The organism is Rhodococcus sp. DN22, assembly GCF_036669995.1.
Lineage (GTDB): Bacteria > Actinomycetota > Actinomycetes > Mycobacteriales > Mycobacteriaceae > Rhodococcus_F > Rhodococcus_F erythropolis.
The window spans coordinates 5,738,504-5,757,954 of sequence record NZ_CP133326.1 but is presented as its reverse complement, the minus strand read 5'-3'; the positions used below and the strand labels follow the sequence as shown (position 1 = coordinate 5,757,954).

The following is a 19,451-nucleotide window of genomic DNA, read 5'->3' as shown; positions in this document are numbered from 1 at the left end:
TGCGTGGGGCGAATCGTTCGAGGGGACGAAAGGCGAGATCGGCGAATGACAGCGACTTCCGACGCACGGCGTACCGAATCGAACGCTGTCCAGAACACCGACTCGCCGTCCGGCGAAAATCCGCGCTGGCGCGACCGCAAGAGGTACCTGTGGCCGCTCGGATTGCTGATTCCACTCAGCCCGTTCATCTCCTGGTTTCTCGTCGACAACCTTCGTCTCGGATTGTTCTGGGCGACCGGCGCGTGGCTACTGGTCATCGTCATCCCGATCATCGACATGCTGGCCGGTGAAGACGGCGAAAGTCCGCCGGACGATGCGATCCCACGACTGCAGAAGGACCGCTACTACCGCTGGTGCACTTACGCGTTCCTCCCCTTGCAATACGCCGGTCTGGTCTTCGCCTGCTGGTGCTGGATCAACGCTCCGATGGGAATCGCGGAGAAGATCGCGATGTCGTTCACGGTGGGCGTCGTCGCCGGCGTCGGTATCAACGCGGCCCACGAGCTCGGCCACAAGAGCGAGAAGATCGAACAGTGGCTCGCGAAAGTGGCGCTTGCGCAATCTCTCTACGGGCACTTCTACGTGGAACACAATTTCGGCCACCATGTGCGTGTAGCTACTCCGCAGGACCCGGCCAGCTCACGGTTCGGTGAGAGCTTCTGGAGGTTCTTGCCACGAAGTGTGTTCGGCGGGCTGCGTTCGGCATGGCGCATCGAGAGCGCTCGACTCCAGAGGAAAGGCAAACGAACCTGGAGCTTCGAGAACAATATTCTCAACGCTTGGGCGATGAGTGTTGTCCTCTTCGCGACGCTGATCGGTATCTTCGGTTGGGAGGTCGCGCCCTGGCTCCTGCTGCAGGCAGTTGCCGGATTCACCTTCCTCGAAGCCGCGAACTACCTCGAGCATTACGGCCTGCTGCGTGGCAAGCGTGCCGACGGCTCGTACGTTCGCTGCAGCCCCGCTGACAGTTGGAACAGCGATCACGTCGTGAGCAATCTGTTTCTCTACCAACTGCAGCGGCACAGCGATCACCACGCCAACCCGAAGCTGCGGTACCAAAGTCTGCGTAGCGCGGCCGAAGCGCCGCAACTTCCGGCCGGCTACGCAGTGATGATCGTGATCGCGTGGATTCCACCGCTGTGGCGCCGGGTGATGGATCAGAGATTGTTGGACTACTACGACGGCGACACAGAACGAATCAACGTCGGCTGATCCGCATCCCTCTCTGAACTGTTCGGAGTTGCCGTCTCAGCGACCGTCGTCCCACACGGTGTTGCCGCTTGCAGTCGTCGACGGGTAGTCCTGGACGGCGTCCCAATGCTCGACGATTTTGCCGTTCTCGTCGAATCGGAAGATGTCCATCGAGCCGCTGCCGGCCGTTCCCTCACCGGACGAAGCGAAGGTCTGAACAAAGACGAAGTCGCCCTCGGCTACCGTCCGTGGAAACTTGGTGGCCTTGTCTTCGGTAACGGGTTCGATCCCGGCCAGTGCGGTGACAAATGCGTCCTTGCCGTCAGCGAACGAGGGGTTGTGCTGCGTGTAGGTCGGACCGACCAGCTGGTCGGCAGCCTCGGCGGCTTTGCCTTCGTTGAAGGCGAGCTGCAGGAACGTCAACGCGTTGGCCGTGTTGCGCTCCAAGACTTCTGACGACTTGGACGGCGACGAGGTGGGTCCGTCGAACATCGTGTTCGGATTCGCGGACGTTTCCGGCACGTCTTGAATGGCATCCCAGTGTTCGACGATCTTGCCGTTGTCGACGCGGAAGATGTCGAATACCGCCTGGCCGCGGTCGCCGGGTGCAGACGTGGTGTGGGACTGGAGGGCAACCAGATCGCCCTCGGCGAAAACGCGAGTGATCTCGGCATGCAATCCGGGTGTGGCCTCGACGTAACCGCCTATGCCGCTGACAAATCCGGCTGCCCCATCGGCGGCGGTGGGGTTGTGCTGGATGTAGACGTCGCCAAGGTACCGGTCGGCGGCTTGCTGAACCTGACGGCCGTTGAACGCCAGTTCGTAGAAGTCCGTGACGACGGTCTTGTTGGATTCGAGTTGATCGCCCTGTTCGGCAACAACGCTCGTGGACGTCGTAGAACTGCTGGGCGTTGCGGATTCCGCGTCGTTGGAGCACGCGGTGAGCAGGAGTGCGGCGGCAGCGGGAACAGTCATCCAGGCTGCGCGCCTACGAAGGTTGCTCATATTCAGTGTGCGACGGTGAAACGCTGGCGACGGTGGGCCGGAGTCTCGATCTCGTCGACAAAAGCGTGTGCGTAGTCTTCGCCCGCGATGGCGGAGTTGCCCTCGGCGTCCGTCAGGAGAATGTCGCCACCCAACTGGAACGATCCCTTCGGGGCGACGCCGGCATGGGCACCGAACGCAGCGGCCGGGCTCACGTAGAACCAGTCGACATTGCTGTCGGTCGCGCGGAGCGCATCGAGGACGTCGGCGTGAGCGAGTGCCTCACCCTTGTATGCGTCCGGGAAGTCGGGGGTGTCGACGACGCGTGGCCCACCCTCGGAGACCAACAGGCTGCCGGCGCCACCGACTACGGCAATGCGAGCACCGTTGCGTGCGGCGGCATCTGCGAGGGGAGTGACGGCGTCGAGCAGGCGCTTGCCGTCGATCTCGCGAGCGGGGATGGCAACGACAACGACGTCGTTGTCTGCCGTGATCTGCTCCACGATCGTGTTGTCGTGAACAGAACCCTGCACGACATTCGTGTCGGTTCCGGACTGCGCGCTGCGAGCGACGACGGTTACCTCGTGGCCGCGTGAAGCGGCTTCTTTCGCGATTGCGCTTCCTGCAAAACCGTTTCCACCGAATACTGCGATCTTCGACATGGGGTGTGCCTTTCCTTGATGTCGTCGTTGTGCTTGTAGTAGTAAATTTATTCACCTCGAGGTGCATTGTCTCGGTCAGATGCGGGCATTCCTTGGTGAAAAACAGACATCATGATGACGATGGGCCGACTGCTTCGGGTCGACGTTGCGAACCGTAGGGTTGGTACATGACTCTCACCGCCGACAACAATGCAGGTCCAGTGGCAATCGAGCGCTCGGACGTCGAAGCTGCGCGGACTCGTATCGCGGGACTGGCGCGGCGTACTCCGATCTTTCGCACTGCGCTACCGACGCCACAGGGTGAGGTACCGGTTCTGTTCAAGCTCGAGTACCTCCAGCACGGCGGTTCCTTCAAAGTGCGCGGCAGTCTCAATGCAGTGGAACGAGCGGTCGCCGACGGCACCATGCCCGATGCCGGCGTGGTGATCGCGTCTGGCGGCAACGCTGCAATCGGGGCCGCGTGGGCAGCGCGGCGACGAGGACTCACCTGCACAGTGGTGGTGCCGGAGACAGCGCCTGATGCCAAGGTGAAGGCTCTCGGAGAGTTGGGTGCAACCGTTCACAAGGTAGGCGACCGGTATGCACTCGCTGCTGCCGCTGCGGCGGACATCGCACGCACCAGCGGTGCGCTCGAACTGCATGCCTACGACCTGCCCGACATCGTCAGTGGGGCCGGCACCATCGCTCTCGAGCTCGAAGACGACGCATCCGGACCGATCACGTATTGCGTTGCAGTCGGCGGCGGCGGATTGGTCTCTGGAATCGTCGCGGCGGCTCGTCCCGAAGATCACGTGGTAGCCGTCGAGCCGACCGGAGCTGCCACCTTGCACACCTCGCTCGATGCGGGGCGTCCGGTGGATATCGAAGTAAACAGTATCGCCGGAGACTCGTTGGGGGCTACACGAATTGGTGCCATCGCCTGGGAGACACTGCATGAGAGTTCGGTAGACAGTGTTGTGGTCGAAGATGATTCGATCCGACAGGCGCGGGCATTCCTGTGGCGGGAGTTCCGGATTCTGGTGGAGTTGGGAACCGCAGCAGCATTGGCTCCGGTTCTGAACGGAACGGTGTCGCCGCCGTCCGACGGTGAACTGTGCGTGGTTTTATGCGGAGCCAACACACATCCGACCGACCTGTAATTTCAGCGTATTTGTTTGCCTGCGTGTGAGAAAGTCGCAGGTGGGTACCTCTCGCAGTATGAGTACCAGCAGCATTATCTGGATAATTGTTGCCGTGGTCGTGGTGATAGCGATCGTGGCCGCACTCCTGTGGGTGGCGCGAAACAGGCGTGACGAGCGTCGTCACATCGAGGCAGAACAGATCCGCGAAGACGTCGCAGACAAGTCACTGCAAGTAGGCGAGCGCGAGGCGCGGGCAGAAGAGACAGCAGCCAAAGCGCGCATGGTGCAGGCAGAGGCCGACGCCAAAGCGGCGGAAGCGTCTGCGCTGCAACATCATGCAGCGCAGCATCGGAAAGAGGCGACGAGTTCTCGCGAGGAACTGAACCAGCAACGAGATCATGCAGACACGATCGACCCCAAGGTTCCCAACCCCGAAGAACCGCGGTCGACGCCGGATCAGAACCCTCGAAACCCTTGATCTCGAAACACTTGATGCAGGCGTTCGAGGGAAGCGTCTGCCCGTATATGGTTCGACGATCATGATGAATAAAGAATCGTCACCGCACGACCAGAAGAGCGTCGCGTCCACGGCGGCTGACGTCGCACAGAACAATGTCTTCGAGCGCTTTGCCCGTGCCGGATTCGTCGTCAGCGGTGTGGTTCATCTGCTGATCGGATATATCGCGATCCGCCTTGCTCTCGGTGGATCCGGGTCTGCGGACCAATCGGGTGCGATGGCCGAGTTGGCAGGAAAGCCAGGGGGTGTCTTCGCTCTGTGGGTCGGCGTCGTGGCCTTCCTTGCCATGGCGTTGTGGAGATTGGCCGAAGCTGCGTTGGGAAGCTCGTCGTCGCCGTCCTCTGACGACAAGAAGAAAGAGTTCTTCAACCGCGCAAAGGCTCTGGGCATTTCGCTCGTCTATTTCGGTTTTGCTTTCACTGCATTCGGATTCGCCCGCGGTAGCGGGAAGTCCAGCAGCGGTCAGAGTGCGGGGATCACGGCGCGTTTGATGGAGAACACGCTTGGAACTATCGCATTGGTGATCGGCGGGATCGCGATCATCGCCGTTGGTGTGTACCACGTGTACAAGGGCGCGAGCCAGAACTTCCTCGATGATCTGAAAGGCACACCCAGCAATTTCGTGCGCCGACTCGGAACCGTCGGGTACGTCGCCAAGGGCTTGGCCATCGCTGCAGTCGGCATTCTGGTTCTTCTTGCGGTCAACAGTTCCGAACCCGGCAAGTCCTCCGGACTCGACGGAGCGTTCAAGACGCTGGGCGCGCAGCCGTACGGAGTGGCGCTGCTGATCCTTGCCGGATTGGGCATCATCACCTACGGGCTCTACTGCTTCGTGATGGCGCGCTCGACGAAGATGTAGCGCCTGTAGGCAAGTGGGCCTATCCGAATGACCCGGTCTGGAAGCCGACGTCGCTGCCCGACGAACTTCCCGTCGAGCTACCGAATATGGGTCGTCTCGGAACCAGATCATGCATCAGGTTCACGGCTGCAGGGTCGATCATCGCCGCATTTCCACCGTTCGCCAGAATCGTGATCGACCAGTCGCTGTCGGGAACCAGCAGGGTGATGCAGTTGGATCCCGAGCTATCTCCGTTTTTCTTGGCGAACCGTTGTGGGAAGTTCGGCGTCGGGGGTTGGAGCTGCCACGCCATTCCCATTCCGAATGCAGGATTCTCCGGAGCTTGCGTGTCGATCTGCTCGAGCATCGAGGTCAGGACTGGTTTGAGCGGGTTGTTTCCGTAGCCGAGAGTTGTTGCAGCCCAAATCGACATGTCCTCGGCGGTGCTGACCAGCCCACCCCCTCCTGCGATCGCACCCGTGTTGTTCCACAGAGGCGCTCGTGTGCCGTCGAGGTGGTACGGAACGGCAAGGTCGGTTGCTTTGGTCTCGATCACGGTACCCATCATCCCGAGCGGGTCGGTGATTTCGCGGGCGACTGCCGCCGCGAATGGTGGCTTCTCTTGTCCCGGAATGATTTTGTCGGCCATCAGTGTGCCGAGCAGTCCGAACCCGAAGTCCGAGTACAGCCAGTGGCTACCGGGGGCGAACTCCAAGGCGCCGGCGTCTTGGAGTCCTTTCCAGAGCATATTTCTGGTGTACTTCGCCTTCTCGTCCGTGCACGATCGTGTGGGATCGGCACACCCCGCCGAAAGATTGGGCGGGTCGTCGCTCAGGCCGGAACGGTGGGTGACCAGTTGGCGAAGCGTGATCTCCTCGCCGCCGATGCCTTTCGGCAGCGGGTTGCCATCCGAATACTTGCTCGCCAGGTCGTCCAATCCGACTTCTCCCCGAGCGATCAGTTTCGCCAGTAGTGCAGCGGTGAAGGTCTTGGTCTCCGAGGCGATCTCGAATTGCGTTCGTGGAGTGACTCTCACGCCGTTTTCGACGTCGGCCTGGCCGTAGTGGTACGTAGTGGTGACACTCGCCTTGCGGTTCTTCTCATCCGGTTTGACGATAGCGAAGGCAAGGCCGGGAACGCCGCTGTTCAGCAGTGTCTCTGCGACGCGTTGCACCGCTTGGGCTTCAGCAGGATCGCCGACCCGCGAACCTGGATTGGGTGCCGTGGGGCCGGCGGCGCCGGCGGTCGAGGAGGTCGCGAGGGTTATGACCGCGGTTGCCGCCAGCCCTGCAACGCTGATGAACTGTCGTCGTGACGTCCGGGCGGACCCTCGATCCTGGTTATCCATTGTTTGCACATTACAACCAAAGTCGACTGGTTTGACTGTTTTGTCGGAATTGCCAAGGTGTGGTCCTTAGGCGATGGTTTCGCTAAATCACGCCGCCGTTGACGTAGATGACCTGGCCATTGACCCAACGAGCTGGGCCGGCGAGAAATGCGACAGCCTCCGCGATGTCCATCGGTGTGCCGAGGCGTTCCAGGGGAGCCAGCTTGGACAGGTTCTCCACTGTAGCTTCGTCTTTCCCGTCAAGGAACAGATCGGTGGCCGTGGGGCCTGGGGCTACGGCGTTGACCGTGATATCGCGTCCCCGTAGCTCTTTCGCGAGAACCAGAGTGATCGCGTCGACAGCACCTTTGGTGGCGGCGTACGCGGCATAAGTCGGAAATGCCAGCTTCTTCACGGAGGTGGAGAAATTGATGATCGCACCACCGCGCCGGACACGTCTGGCTGCCTGCTGGTCGACCGCGAAGGTCCCTCGGACGTTGGTCCGATGCATCCGATCGAAATCGTCGAAGTTCAGTTCTGCGACGGTGGAGAGAATCATGATTCCGGCTGCATGGACGACGACGTCGATGCCCCCGAACTCCTCCTCGACCGTATCGAACAGTGCGGCGACTTCACCTTCGTCGGCGACGTCCGCATGCACCGCTATGGCGCGACCGCCCGCAGCGACGATGGCGTCAGCTGTTTCCTGGGCGCGTTGAATGTTTCCTGAATAGTGCACGGCGACAGCCATTCCGTCGGCGGCGAGCTTCTCTGCAGTCGCTCGCCCGATGCCGCCGGAAGCTTCGGTGACGATGGCGACGCGGGTGGTGGTGTCAGTCATGATGTAACTCCTGAACTGGTTTCGGTTGCATCGGACAGCTTGCGAAGCCACTCTCGTAGTAGGCCGACTTCGTTGGCGGAGAGAGAAGTTGAATCTGCGGCGGCCAGTTGGGCGTCGAGAGTAGATGCAACTCTGTTGAGTGAGGTTTCCGGGTGGGCGCCGGATTCGTCGATGATGGACGCGAAGATTCCGTCGCGAACTCGCTGTGACAGCGTCGGATCGGGGTACTGTTCCGGCCTGACGACGAGCATCAGAGCGACGCCCGCATTGGCGGACATCACCATCTGCGTAGCCACGTCGACCGATACGGTCAGAACACCTGCCGCAGCGCATCGTTCGAGAACGGATCGAAGTAGCGCCTGAGCCTGCAGGGCGGTGTCGGCGCTCTGGGCGGAAGGTGAGTGCATCAAGCGGTAGTGAGCGGGATGCGCGAGCGCGAAGGCGGTGTGCGCATCCCAGCCGGCCCGTAGATCGGCAACGGGGTCATCGGAAGGTGTCGCAGCGCGTTTACCTTCGAGGTATTCGAAGAAGCCCGCCTCGACGACGGCTGCGAGCAGACCGTCCTTGTCGCCGAACTGACGGTAGAGCGCGGGGGCGCCGACGCCGGCCATCTCGCACACGGCGCGGGTGGATATGTCGCCGTTGGGGGAGGTGTTGAGCAGCTCGGTTGCCGCGGCCAGAATCTTTGCTCTCGAACCCATGGAAACAACGCTAACACAAATATGTAATCGTTGCTATCGCCGGTTTGGTCGTGCGAACGAACTACAGACACAGGCGCCAGAACTTGATCAGATGAGTGAGCCGGTCCGGCCACGGTTCTGTGTGGAGTGACAGCTAGAGCCGTTCTGTTCTCACACTCTGAACGAAGGAATCCTGGTGATCGACTCGGAAACTACTGTTGCGCAGAATAATTCGCATTCCGGTTATCTGGGGTGGATTCTGCGGGTCATCAGTGTCGTGGCGTGCGCTGCGGTTGCAACGGTCGTTGTCTCGCTGACGCTCGGGCCGCCATTCGCGCGGGCCTGGGCACAGTGGGTTGCTCGTCATCTAGGTGGGGACTTCGAGACGGGAGTCGTTGTCGGATTTGTGACTGGGCTTCTGGGCACCGCTGTGACTTTGTTTGCAGCGCTGATGAGTTCGTTGGCGTGGCGGCGACGCGGTGGCCCGGCATTGTCGCTTGGTGTCGGTGCCATTGCCATGCTTGCCGTTATTCCTGGCGCAGTGAATTTGAGTATCGCGGTCGGTGCAGCAGGATCCGGTGTGAGGGCGGCGGGGAGGATCCTCGACGTCGACGGGCCGGCGTTTCGTGGAGCCTGGATAGCCGGATCTGTGGCGGGGCTGTTGCTGTATATGGCCGCGGCGCTGCTGTTAGGGAGGAGCCTTCGTTCGACGTTCGGGCCTGTCAGGCAGGTGGCGGCACCGCTCCCTGGGGTGGTCGGCTACACCGCCGATGGCCAACCCGTTTTTGCACAAGTGGGCTTCACATCGGACGGGATTCCGGTACTCGCAGATCAACTTGCAGCGCGCTATCCAGCGCGACCAGCGGTCGGCACGAATGCCTTGGCCATCGTCGCACTTGTACTTGGAATCTTCGGTGGAGTTCTTGCTATTCCAGTGGGGCATGTGTCGTTGAACCAGATTCGCCGTTCCGGCGAAAGTGGGCGCGGATTGGCAGTGGCCGGACTCGTTCTCGGCTATCTGTCCCTGGTCGTCGTCGTAGGTGTCGTATTCGTGGCTGTGTCCGCGGCCTATCGATAATTTGGGTCGCGCGTCAGAGTTGGGTGGGCTGGAGTGGCTCGATGTCGGAGGTGCGAGGTCCGAACAGGCCCATAGCCCGGGTGCGAATGGACGGTAGTGCTTCGTGGATGCTCCCGCCGAGGCGGTGGAGAGAGTTGAACGAGCGTGATTCCCAAACCGGAAACTCTCCGTCGGTGTCGCGTGATGCTGTGTCCCACAGGAGGGCGTCACCGTTTTCGCTCCATCCGAAAACCTGCAGCGAGTCGGGGAGTGACCAATCGCCGTCGGGTTCGATCATCCAATCGAACTCGTCATCCTGTCCTTCTCTGTAGACCGAATGAAGATGGGCGGTGAGGTTGCGGGCGCGCCCTTGCCAGCCGTCCGCAAATCCGGGAAGGACGGGCGGATAGATGAGCCAGAGTCCGAATGTCCGTGCCCAACCTGCGTGCCTGATGAATGCGCGATATGAATCGGGGAAGCCCTGCCGGTCGGGAAATCGATAGGAATCCATAAGGGCAAAATCGATATGCGCGAGCGTCGGTCGGCCGTCTACCGTCAGCGCGTTGGTTCCCTGTGCAAACACACCCTCAACGCTAGCAATAGGGGATACCGTGCCGCCCTTTCCGGCTATCGAAGCACGCCGGAATGGGTCACCGAGGCGTTTGCTCGGTGACCTCCGGGTTCAGAGTCGTGTGGTGGAGCGGAGGGGTTTCCGGTCGGGGTCGATGCCCGGTGGTGGGATGAACCAGGGCAGGTGATCGGTGCCCATTCGGATTTCCCATTTGCCGGTGAATCCGGGTTTTCGGTGCATCAGGGTGTGGTGGGTTCGGCAGAGTAGGACCAGGTTGTCCATGACGGTTGGTCCTCCTTTGGCCCAGTGTTGGATGTGGTGGGCGTCGGTCCAGGCGGGGACGCAGTCGCAGCCGGGGAAGGCGCAGCCTTTGTCGCGGGCGATCAGGGCGGTGCGTTGTGCTGCGGTGACAAGCCTTTTGAGTGGGGTGACGTCGAGTGGGGCACCGTTTTCGTCGAGGAGGACGCTGGAGAGCATGCAGTCGCAGGCGATCATGCGGGTGCGGCCGACGCTCAGTGGTCCCATCCAGGGCATGTGGCCGACATCGAGATCTTGTTTGTCGAGATCGTGAAAGTCGAGATCGAGCATGCCGGGATCGTCGTCCTCGGAGGGGACAGGTGTTGAGCCATCACCCGTTGTGGCGCATTCACGGTGGTAGGCCAGGTCTTTGGCGTTGATGTGCACGTTCAGGTGTGGGCGTTGGCCGCCGTCGATGCCGGTGGCAGCGTTGTCGAGGTAGCGCCGGATGAGTTCTGCCATGGCGTCTGCGTTGCGTGTGGCGGCGGGTCGTTTGTCGGGTGTGCCGTCTTCGGCGGGGGTGGGCATGGAGAGGTTGGAGAGGGCGGAGAGAAGCATTTCGCCGGTCACTCCGTCGAAATCGCCTCGGACGGCGACTCTTCCGTTGAGGGTGGGGGAGATGCGCAGTTCGTTGCGGTCGGTGTCTTCGCTTGGTGGTGGGTCGTCGGATTCGAACATGTGCTCGAGGACGCTGATGGCGTAGCGCAGTTTGACGGTGGTTGCTTCGGTTCCCGATGCTGCGGCGAGGAGTGTGTCGCGGCAGTACGGTAGTGCGGCGTCGGGCATTGCCTTGGGTGGGGATTCGCAGAACGCCACGATCAGTGCTGCGTGCTCGAAAGTGAGGTCACCGGCATCGAATTGGTCTTCGATCTCGGGAAACGACCGTAGCGCTTTGCCCAGGGCTGCGATTCTTCTGCCGGTGGAGATCTGCAGCATGGTGTGGTTCGCGAGCCATTGTCCGGTGCCGCGGTAGCAGAGTACTTGTTCGTCCGGGTTCAACGTCAGGGTGTCGACAGCGGCCACTCGAATGGCTTCCAGGCGAAGGATTTCCGCTGACGCGGTGATGGCGATCTCGCGGACGTCGCTGGGGTGAAGCCGCCACAATCGTCCGCGCACACCCACGGCGGAGTTGTTGACCACGTCGGTGACAGTATCTTCGTCGGTGATGTTGATCGTCATGAGAACCCCCCGTTCCACCTCCCATCATACTCGAACATACTTTCGAGTCAAGGGCTTTTTCGAGAAGGTGAGGTGGGCCCGGCCGTCGTGATTCTATTGTCCGAGAACAGGTTCCGTCGCTACTCGACTCGTTGGAGGAAGGGGCGAGGCCAGGCGCCGAGTGCGAGAACGGCGAGGATCGTCTGGACTAGTCCGGTGGTGAAGAAGATGCCCTGCAGTGGCGACCAGGCGAGAACGATGGCGATCTCGACGAAGATCCAGATCATCATGGTCAGGCCGGCGGCCGCGTGCAGGCCCCACGTCAGACGGAACCTGTTGTGCTGAGCGAAGAGCGCGGCGGCCTGGATGCCTCCGACGACAACGCCGAGGAGGATTCCGGGCCAGAAATATGAAGGGAAGACGGTTCCCTCGATCCACTCAGGAGGCAGGCCCATCCCGCCGCCGATCGTCAGGCCCGCCATTCCTACGAGCGCAGAGAGCAGGTTTAGCCACGCGATGGCGGACAGACCGATCCGGAGACCGCGTGGAGGGAGCGATGCGGACGTCATGCCTGACAACGATAGAGAGGGTCAGTCGAGCCCGTCCATGTTCCTGCGCGTTGCCGCGCTGGCAGCGTCGGCATCACCCGCGACGATGGCTTCCACTAGATCTCGGTGGGCAGCGGCTTCGTCGTCGATCGATTCGGGGTCCCGCGCCGCGACGTCGGTGATCACGTCGAGGGCCGAGTTGCGGAGCGTTTCGATGAATGAATCGAACACCATCGACAACACGCTGTTGTGCGCAGCATTCACCACGGCGCGATGTAGTTCCATGTCAGCGTCGACAAATTCTGTTGGTGTCGAAGCATTTTCACGGGCTTCGAGTGCTGCCTGTAACAGATCGACGTCGGCGGAAGTCCGGCGCATGGCAGCCAGGCGGCCCGCTTCCACTTCCAGAAGTCTGCGTACTTCGTAGACTTCGCGGCGGTCCGAGCGTTTGAGTTCTCTCTCGAGCTCTGTGACCGGTGTCGAGGACATGACGTAGGTGCCGGACCCTTGATGCGAGTAGAGCTGGCCCGACGCAATCAGTGCGCGAACGGCCTCTCTGCCGGTCGAACGCCCGACTCCGAGGAGTGTGCTCAGATCCTGCTCGTTCGGGATTTTGGTCCCGACAGGCCACTCGCCGTCGCCGATGAGGCGCGCAAGTTCGTCCGCGGCTTTCTGTACCAGCGACTGCTGCTTGATCTGGCGCACTGCCATGTGACTGCTCCTGACTGACTCGGTGAACCGCAATGGAGCGGCTCACCGAGTAATACTTCATGTCCTCCGATGAATCTTCAGACTACGGGGCCGTCTTTCGGTTTATCGAAGGGCGATGCTGTCCAGTTCGCGCTCCGTCTCGTCTTCCGGGTCGAGTCGTCGATCGCGCAAGGTGAATGCGATGACGGCGCCGACGAACAGCACTGCAGTTGTCGCCCCGATCGCCATGCGCGGTCCGAAGTGATCTGCCAGGTAGCCGAACAGCGGAGATGCGATGCCCCCCACGGACATCGCGAGTCCGAGCGTCACCCCACTTGCTGTGCCGGGGCGATTCGGTAGGTAGTCCTGCGCCAATGTCACCTGTGGCGCGAAGGGCAGGAACATAGCAAATCCGAGACAGACGATTCCCAATTCGGCAACTGCGACGTGCGGGGCGGCAGCGAGCAGTGCCAGTGAAGGTACCGCAAGCAGGTAGCCGAGTCGGATGGATGCGCGTCGACCACGACGGTCCGCGAGGACTCCTCCCAGTAGCGTTCCGGCCGCTCCTGCCAATGTGAAGGAGGACAACACGATTGCAGCGCTCGAGGACGATCCGTTCAGTGCGTTGAGCACGAACGGTGAGACCAACGACAGAGTGGTCACGTACGGAATTGACCAACAGACCGTTACCAGCACGAGTCGTGTGAACGAGCGCCAATCGTCTGACACGGGACCGTTCGCTGCCAGTTGCGCACTCAACGACTGGGCTGACTCGGCCGCACCCGTGTTGGCCGATCGCGACTGGGCGACCATCCACCAAATAGCCGCCACCACTGCAGGAACTGCGAGTAGATAGCCGCCGGACAAACCGAGTGAGCCAACCACGAGCGTGACAAACGGTGGCGCCAGCGAGGCGCCCAACGTACCGCCCACGGAGAACACGCTCATGGCTTTCTGTGAATGACCTCCAGCCGCGCGTGCCAAATTTGTGGCGGGAGGATGGTATGCGGCGATGCCGATGCCGGCCACGGCAATTGCCAGCCAAGTGACGATGTAGGTGGTGCTCATCGCTGCCACGACAATGCCTGCTGCGGCCGTCACAAAACCTGTGGGTACCAGCCAGTTTCGGCTCTTTCGATCGACCAGCATGCCGAATGCAGGTTGCACGACACTGGATAGTCCGGTCGCGGCGAGCGTGATTCCGGCGACCGCGGAATAGGAATATCCGCGTTCGAGCATCATGAACGGCAACAGCGCAGGCACAGCCCCCTGGTACAGATCGTTCACGACGTGTGTGCCGGTGAGAAATGCAACTTGCCCCTTCTTCATCTCCTTGGGCATCCCTTCGTTCAGGTCTTCAAGTCCTCAGGTCCTCTGAGGACTTGAAAGCTATCACGAACCCGCGGGCGCACGGTTGCGTTGGAGACCTGGATCTCATTCGAGACGACTGACTAACTCTCAGCAGTCGCGGCGTTGCGGGCGGCGAGTTGCGCGAAAGCGTGGGTAAGTTCTGGCGGGCCGACGACATCGATGTCGGTGTCGAATTGGTTGAAGGAGGCTGCCAGCGCCGTCCAAGACCATGATCCGGCTTCGAGACTGCACTGCTCGGGGCCAAGCTCTTCGACGATGCCGTCCCCGACAAAGGGAAGAACATAACTGGCTGGTCGATGGAGAACGACCTTGCCGTGGCACGGCCAATTGTTGATATGTTCCGATCCTTTGAAGCGCGCGGACACGTATTCGCTGACGTCGCCGCCGGGGATTTCCTTCGGCGTGAACCGGGGACCGTTCGGGGTGCGTGGGGTGATGCGATCGGCGCGGAAGATTCGCCAGTCGTCTCGCGCGAGATCCCACGCGACGAGGTACCAGCGACGCTTGGAGGTCACCAGATGATGCGGCTCCACTCGGCGCGGGGGTGTTATTTCGCTGTTGTCGGTTGAGTGGTCGTTCGAGTAATCGAAGCGGAACACCTCGCGAGCGCGGACTGCAGCGGAAATCGCTACGAGCACCTCTGGGGACACGGAGTCTGCGTCGCCGGAACCGGCCGAAATCGTGGTGAACGTGAGCGCGTCGAGGCGATGGCGCAGACGCGACGGCATCACTTGCCGCACAGTGGTCAACGCTCGAACCGCATCCTCTTCGATACCGACGCCGGTCAGCGTCGCCGCCTGCAGCGCAACTGCCAGTGCGATGACCTGATCGTCGTCGAACAGCAGGGGTGGCAGCTCGCTGCCGGCGTCGAGTCGGTATCCGCCGTCCGGGCCCATGGTCGCCGCAATGCGGTAACCCATCTCCCTGAGCCGGTCGATGTCGCGGCGGACCGTGCGATGGCTGATGTCGAGCCGCTCGGCGAGTAGAGCGCCCGGCCAGTCGCGTCTCGTCTGCAAGAGGGACAGCAGATTCAAGAGTCGAGTGGTGGTCGCCATGCGGTGAGACTACGACGAGTCTAGGACGAAAACAGTCCTATACGGCTGTGAGAGTCGACGTTGTCAGGGAAAACCCGAGCGACGTTCGTACCAGGAGCAGACATGAGCATCAAGACAACGACCCACCTCAACTTCCGCGGAGACGCCCGCGCGGCTCTGGAGTTCTACCAGTCCGTCTTCGGTGGCCAGGTCACGATCGCAACCTACGGCGACTTCGGGATGCCCAAGGAGGTGCCCGGCGCTGAGAACGTCGTGTTCGGCCAGGTGGAGACAGAGGACGGCTTCTGTGTGATGGCATACGACATCCCTGGACAGTCGGGCGGCTCGGCCGGCAACGCAGGCTCGACACACCGCGAGAACGGCACCACGATCACCGACCAACCGTTCTTCGTCTCGGTTCGCGGTGAAACCCTCGAAGAGGTGCAGAACTACTGGGCCGAACTCTCTGCTGGTGCATCGATCATCGAGGGTCTTGCCGCCGCGGCGTGGAGCCCCGGTTTCGGCATGCTCACCGATGCGTTCGGGGTGACGTGGATCCTCGACGTCGCTGCCGGCGAAAACCCGGCCTGATCATTCAGACGACAAAGCCGCTGGCACCAAAAGGTGTCCAGCGGCTCCGGCGCGTCGGTGCCCGTCTTGCGCCTCTCGGCAAGTGGCCACTCGAAGTGGCAATTCTGGGGTGGTACCCGGGGCAAAGAACCGAACACCGACACCATCTCCAACGAACCTCCACACGGAGTTATTCCATGCTGACTTGTGCCGCGGTCAATCGTGGTCCTGCTCATCGCTCAGCTCCAGCAGAGCTGGCGACAACGGCTTCGATTCTCTGAGGTGCGCGTCGTAGCACCTCGGGGATTGCCTGGGTATGAGATTCCCTGGTCAGTAGGCGAAGCACGAGAACGGCTCAGGCCCTCATCTCGGTGTGAGATGGGGGCCTGAGGTGAGGATCTGAATCAGCCGGTGACACCGGTCAATTCGTTGGGGGCGTGATCGAGAGTGGTCTCGGTCAGGATGCTGCCGTCCTCGAGGTCGACTGCGATCAGCTTCTTCGACGCTGGGTCGGTGACGTAAGCGGTGTGATCTTCTACGAAGAGCGCGGGCCTGGGCTCTTGCCATTTGGTGGGCTCGGTCCATGCGTCTATGACGGCGATCTTCTTGGTGACGACGCCGGTGTTCGGGTCGATGACGTGGATGGCGCCGTCGGTGCCGAGCACCAGTGCCTCTCCGTGTGGTCCGCGGCCGAGTGAGCGGAAGGTGTAGCTGGTGCCGAGGTCGACGAGCTTAAGTTCGGACGTCGTCGTGTTGGTCAGCGAGACCCGTTGCGGACGTTCGAGTTCGGCGTCCTTGTCGGTCTTGTAATCACCCAGCACGATGTCCGACTCCTCCGAGCCTGCCTGATTTCCGATGCGGCCGTATGCATCCGGACTCTGGACCTTGGTGATCGCTCCGTTCTTGTACACGAGCAACCCGTCCTGGCAGCCCAGCACGATGGCTTCGCCGGCAGCGACTGCTTCGCCGTGGACACCGGGGCACTGTTCGTTGCGCAGGATTTCCTTGCGGTCGGCATCGAGGATGGCAATGCCGTTGCGGGACTCCGAATTTCCGATGGTCGTCAACAGGCTGCCGTCGGCAAGTGCGACCGCAACGCCGTGATGGGGTTCTGGCGTGGTGTACGTCTCGACGCGGGGTTGGCGTTTTGCCAGTTGCGCCGGATCGAAGATCTCGACGAGTCCCGAGCCGTCGTTGAAGAGAACGGTTTTTCCGGCATGGCGTACGACGTGTCCGGGTTCGTTGGCTGCGAACTCGACCTCGGACATCGCGGGATCGGCTGTGTAGTAGTGGGAATGGTCGCCGTGGGCTGAGGACCACGTGCCGGTGTCGAGCACCTTGAACGCCTCACCCGACGAGATCATGACGTGGCGACCGTCGCCGGCCGGGTTGAGTCGCGTGAAGCCGTCGATCTTGGTCTCGCCGACCACGTCGAGCGAAGTTGCATCCAGCACCAGGACGCCACCGTCGTAGGAGACTGCGAGACGCGGTGTTGCCGAGGCTTGTTCGGTGGGTGCGGACGCGGTTGTCGTGGTGGTCTCCGACGGGGCCGAGTCCTTGTTGTCGGACGAGCAGCCCGTGACGAGGGCGAGTGAGAGGCCAACTGATGTGGCAAGGGTGAGGCGCCGCGACATGCGGGTGTTGAGGTGCATGGCTATAGATCTACTGCTTAATGTAAATGATTGTCAAAGTCGAGTATGCGAATGTTCGCATGTCGGGCGTGGGCACCGCGCTCGAGCATTCGCGAGCCGATGACCCCGAACACGAGTTCCCAGAATGGGCGTTCCGATATTGAGCGGTTGAGAACATGCCTGCGATTCTTTTGCCGCGTACGGAATCAGCCGCGTCGAACGCCTCGACATTGGATCATGGCCGTCGGCGTCAGTCATGACCCAGGATTCCAGGGCTGGCAGCAGGCCTGGGCATAGTGTGTATTTCCGCCCAGGTCGGCCGGTGTTCGAGTATGTGGGTCCTGATGTCGGACTGATACCGAGGACTCCGAATTCGGTGTTGATCAGGAATCCGGAACGCTCAGTATCAATCCGAAGGTCTCCGTCAGTGAGTGCATGGTCGAAGGGCATTCCATGCGCCACAGCGTTGTTGGCTGCCGCGCACGCGTAGTAGCCGAAGGGTTGCGCCCGAAGGATGACGCGTACGCGACGTAGCGACGGCTTCAAGGACCATGTCTTTGGCCCACTGATCCAACTCGAGCAAATTGGCGCCGACGGCGCTTCCGCTTTTAGTTCCAGTGCAGGTTAGGCGGCGTGGTCTTCATGCACCGGTGGGCCCGTGCCTCGCGACGGGGAAGCCGGTTTGGTGGCTTGAATTTGAGGTTCGTCTACTGCTCTCGGGCCGTCGCTCGTTCCGAGTTCAGGTGAGGTGGCGGCTGGGAGGCGTCAGCGTGGCTTCGACGCCCCATCAGGTAAAAGGCGATAGTGGCCGGCGTGATGGTTGCGAGCGCAACGTAGGACATGGCACTGACTGGAGACGGTGCGGGGAAGAAGATTCCGTTGAGATAGATCCATGAGGTTGCGACGGCACCGGCGATCAGTGCTGCGATTGTCACGGCGGTGGCTGCGCGCTCGCGGAAGAGGAGCATCACGGCGCCTATGCTGATGACGACGTATGGGCTCACCCAGAAATAGACGACCAGAGTTGACACTGCGTTATAGATGGAAGGAAGTGGGCCCGTGACGCCGATCACCAAAGTGCAAATGCCGAAGAGGCCACCGAGAATGATCAGCAGGATTGCGGAAACAGGGCTGTGAAATCGGGAGTGTATGCGTGTGAACCTTTGTGGTAGAAGCTTTTCGGCTGACAGAGTGGCGACGAAGCGGGATCCGTAGTTGACGAATCCGATCAGTGCGGCGAAGGTCGCTACGGCGACAACGAGGTCCGTCATTTGTCCCATTGCGGTCGGTAAGCCCGCATTCTCGGCCAGGGCGGCGGGGGATGATGTGCCGGAAAGGATTTGGTCGGACGTCTCCGTGATTCCTGGTGCCTGTAGGAAGGTTGCGATCACGTACAAGGTTCCAAGCACGATGGGGACACTCATCACGGCGGCCGGCACATTCTTCTTCGGGTCGCGGGTCTCCGCGGCCAGGGCCGCGCTCCCCTCGAAACCGACCAGGAACGCAGTTCCGGATGCGATGCCGGCCACGATCCCGCTGACGGACGCGCCCTGAAGAGTCAGTTGTTCCTGCAGATGTAGACCAGTGTGAATCGCGCTCGCCCCGGTAATGGCCAGCAAGAGTGGAAGACAAATCGCGGTGAGTAGGACCGCGATTACGATCGAAACATCTAGGCCGCGACAGGTGATCGCCGCGACAATTGCTGCGGAGGCGAGGTAGATCGCGATTTGTGCAGGGCGATCGAGGCCGCCGTCGATGCCGATAGATTGCAGGAAGCTACCGCTGTACGCGCCGATGACCAGCAAAATGCTTGCGACCATCGCCAGATACCCGAGGAACAACGAGGCTGCGATCAGTGACTGTGCCCATCGCCCGAATACTTCGCCGGCGTAGGAGTAGAGCGATCCGGAGGCGACATACCGGCTAGCGAAGACGGTTACTGCTCTGCCGACGCAGATGACTGTCAGCGCTGCGAGCAGAGCAGCTACCCAACCACCGAGTCCTGCGTTGAGGACCAGCAGCATTGGAAACGACGCCATGCCGACGGCAGGGATCATTGACGAGATGGCCAGCGAGGTCAGTTGAAGGCGGCTGAGATGGCCGGATTCAAGGTTGATGGACTCCGTATCAGTTTGTGCTACAGCATTATTCGACGAGTGATTCATATGTGCGTCCTTGAATTTGTGCACTGTCGAGTGCGGGCAGGGGCTATATGCCGGGATCGGCCGCGATCGCGCGTGTGAGGATCGGGATAGCCCTCAGGAGATGGTGATGTCAGTCACATGACTGAGTCGATCGACTGAGATTAGCTTCGCCCTTGCTGTTCGTCAATGAGTTCCGGGAAATTCCTTGAATGCAGCTGC

The 19,451-nt window shown here is 61.3% G+C and carries 19 protein-coding genes; 6 read left to right on the top strand and 13 right to left on the bottom strand.

What is annotated here, in order from left to right; translation table 11 throughout:
* Positions 1-45: 45 nt before the first annotated feature.
* Complete coding sequence (locus RA302_RS26565; protein WP_030536015.1) at positions 46-1,212, top strand: alkane 1-monooxygenase; 1,167 nt, start codon at positions 46-48, stop codon at positions 1,210-1,212.
* 36 nt (positions 1,213-1,248) lie between these two features.
* Here the strand turns inward: RA302_RS26565 and RA302_RS26560 are convergent, their stop codons facing one another.
* Positions 1,249-2,166 (bottom strand): nuclear transport factor 2 family protein, encoded by a 918-nt coding sequence (locus RA302_RS26560; protein WP_225320166.1) that lies wholly within the window; start codon positions 2,164-2,166, stop codon positions 1,249-1,251.
* A gap of 32 nt (positions 2,167-2,198) precedes the next feature.
* Positions 2,199-2,837, bottom strand: coding sequence for an NAD(P)H-binding protein (locus tag RA302_RS26555; protein WP_030536013.1), 639 nt, complete (start codon positions 2,835-2,837; stop codon positions 2,199-2,201).
* 167 nt (positions 2,838-3,004) lie between these two features.
* On the opposite strand from RA302_RS26555, the gene RA302_RS26550 reads away from it, so the two are divergent.
* The 3 genes from RA302_RS26550 to RA302_RS26540 all read left to right on the top strand — a co-directional run bounded on the left by RA302_RS26550 (position 3,005) and on the right by RA302_RS26540 (position 5,334).
* Positions 3,005-3,976 (top strand): serine/threonine dehydratase, encoded by a 972-nt coding sequence (locus RA302_RS26550; protein WP_037126245.1) that lies wholly within the window; start codon positions 3,005-3,007, stop codon positions 3,974-3,976.
* 58 nt (positions 3,977-4,034) lie between these two features.
* Positions 4,035-4,436 carry a hypothetical protein gene (locus RA302_RS26545; protein ID WP_020971062.1) on the top strand — a complete coding sequence of 134 codons (402 nt, stop codon included), beginning with the start codon at positions 4,035-4,037 and terminating at the stop codon, positions 4,434-4,436.
* 61 nt (positions 4,437-4,497) lie between these two features.
* Positions 4,498-5,334: a DUF1206 domain-containing protein gene (locus RA302_RS26540; RefSeq protein ID WP_003943056.1), complete on the top strand. Its 837-nt coding sequence runs from the start codon at positions 4,498-4,500 to the stop codon at positions 5,332-5,334.
* 19 nt (positions 5,335-5,353) lie between these two features.
* On the opposite strand, the gene RA302_RS26535 is transcribed toward RA302_RS26540, so the two are convergent.
* The 3 genes from RA302_RS26535 to RA302_RS26525 all read right to left on the bottom strand — a co-directional run bounded on the left by RA302_RS26535 (position 5,354) and on the right by RA302_RS26525 (position 8,182).
* Entirely contained in the window at positions 5,354-6,661 is a 1,308-nt protein-coding gene (locus RA302_RS26535) for a serine hydrolase domain-containing protein (protein ID WP_030536011.1), read from the bottom strand.
* 82 nt (positions 6,662-6,743) lie between these two features.
* A complete protein-coding gene (locus RA302_RS26530; protein WP_030536010.1) occupies positions 6,744-7,481 on the bottom strand; it encodes an SDR family oxidoreductase in 738 nt (245 codons plus the stop codon).
* The gene (locus RA302_RS26525) at positions 7,478-8,182 is read right to left on the bottom strand and encodes a TetR/AcrR family transcriptional regulator (protein ID WP_030536009.1); all 705 of its coding nucleotides are present in this window, start codon (positions 8,180-8,182) and stop codon (positions 7,478-7,480) included. Before RA302_RS26525 ends, RA302_RS26530 begins: the two co-directional genes overlap by 4 nt.
* Before the next feature lie 175 nt (positions 8,183-8,357).
* Here RA302_RS26525 and RA302_RS26520 point away from each other — a divergent pair, with 175 nt between their 5' ends.
* Complete coding sequence (locus RA302_RS26520) at positions 8,358-9,239, top strand: DUF4190 domain-containing protein (RefSeq protein WP_030536008.1); 882 nt, start codon at positions 8,358-8,360, stop codon at positions 9,237-9,239.
* Between the two features lie 13 nt (positions 9,240-9,252).
* On the opposite strand, the gene RA302_RS26515 is transcribed toward RA302_RS26520, so the two are convergent.
* The 6 genes from RA302_RS26515 to RA302_RS26490 form a co-directional block, all read right to left on the bottom strand.
* On the bottom strand, positions 9,253-9,801 hold the full coding sequence (locus RA302_RS26515) for an SMI1/KNR4 family protein (protein ID WP_228401412.1): 549 nt from the start codon (positions 9,799-9,801) through the stop codon (positions 9,253-9,255).
* A gap of 99 nt (positions 9,802-9,900) precedes the next feature.
* Positions 9,901-11,265 (bottom strand): HNH endonuclease signature motif containing protein, encoded by a 1,365-nt coding sequence (locus RA302_RS26510; protein ID WP_070159787.1) that lies wholly within the window; start codon positions 11,263-11,265, stop codon positions 9,901-9,903.
* 119 nt (positions 11,266-11,384) lie between these two features.
* Complete coding sequence (locus RA302_RS26505) at positions 11,385-11,813, bottom strand: hypothetical protein (protein ID WP_230587573.1); 429 nt, start codon at positions 11,811-11,813, stop codon at positions 11,385-11,387.
* 21 nt (positions 11,814-11,834) lie between these two features.
* Positions 11,835-12,503: an FCD domain-containing protein gene (locus RA302_RS26500; RefSeq protein WP_003939850.1), complete on the bottom strand. Its 669-nt coding sequence runs from the start codon at positions 12,501-12,503 to the stop codon at positions 11,835-11,837.
* 102 nt (positions 12,504-12,605) lie between these two features.
* Complete coding sequence (locus tag RA302_RS26495; RefSeq protein WP_051720855.1) at positions 12,606-13,811, bottom strand: MFS transporter; 1,206 nt, start codon at positions 13,809-13,811, stop codon at positions 12,606-12,608.
* Between the two features lie 122 nt (positions 13,812-13,933).
* Positions 13,934-14,908 (bottom strand): WYL domain-containing protein, encoded by a 975-nt coding sequence (locus RA302_RS26490; RefSeq protein WP_030536455.1) that lies wholly within the window; start codon positions 14,906-14,908, stop codon positions 13,934-13,936.
* Between the two features lie 102 nt (positions 14,909-15,010).
* Here RA302_RS26490 and RA302_RS26485 point away from each other — a divergent pair, with 102 nt between their 5' ends.
* Complete coding sequence (locus tag RA302_RS26485; RefSeq protein ID WP_030536456.1) at positions 15,011-15,478, top strand: VOC family protein; 468 nt, start codon at positions 15,011-15,013, stop codon at positions 15,476-15,478.
* A gap of 383 nt (positions 15,479-15,861) precedes the next feature.
* Here RA302_RS26485 and aztD read toward each other — a convergent pair whose 3' ends face one another.
* Together aztD and RA302_RS26475 are read right to left on the bottom strand one after the other, a co-directional pair.
* Positions 15,862-17,109 (bottom strand): zinc metallochaperone AztD, encoded by a 1,248-nt coding sequence (gene aztD / locus RA302_RS26480; protein WP_037126444.1) that lies wholly within the window; start codon positions 17,107-17,109, stop codon positions 15,862-15,864.
* A 686-nt stretch (positions 17,110-17,795) separates the two neighbouring features.
* On the bottom strand, positions 17,796-19,253 hold the full coding sequence (locus RA302_RS26475; RefSeq protein ID WP_037126447.1) for an APC family permease: 1,458 nt from the start codon (positions 19,251-19,253) through the stop codon (positions 17,796-17,798).
* Between the last annotated feature and the right edge of the window lie 198 nt (positions 19,254-19,451).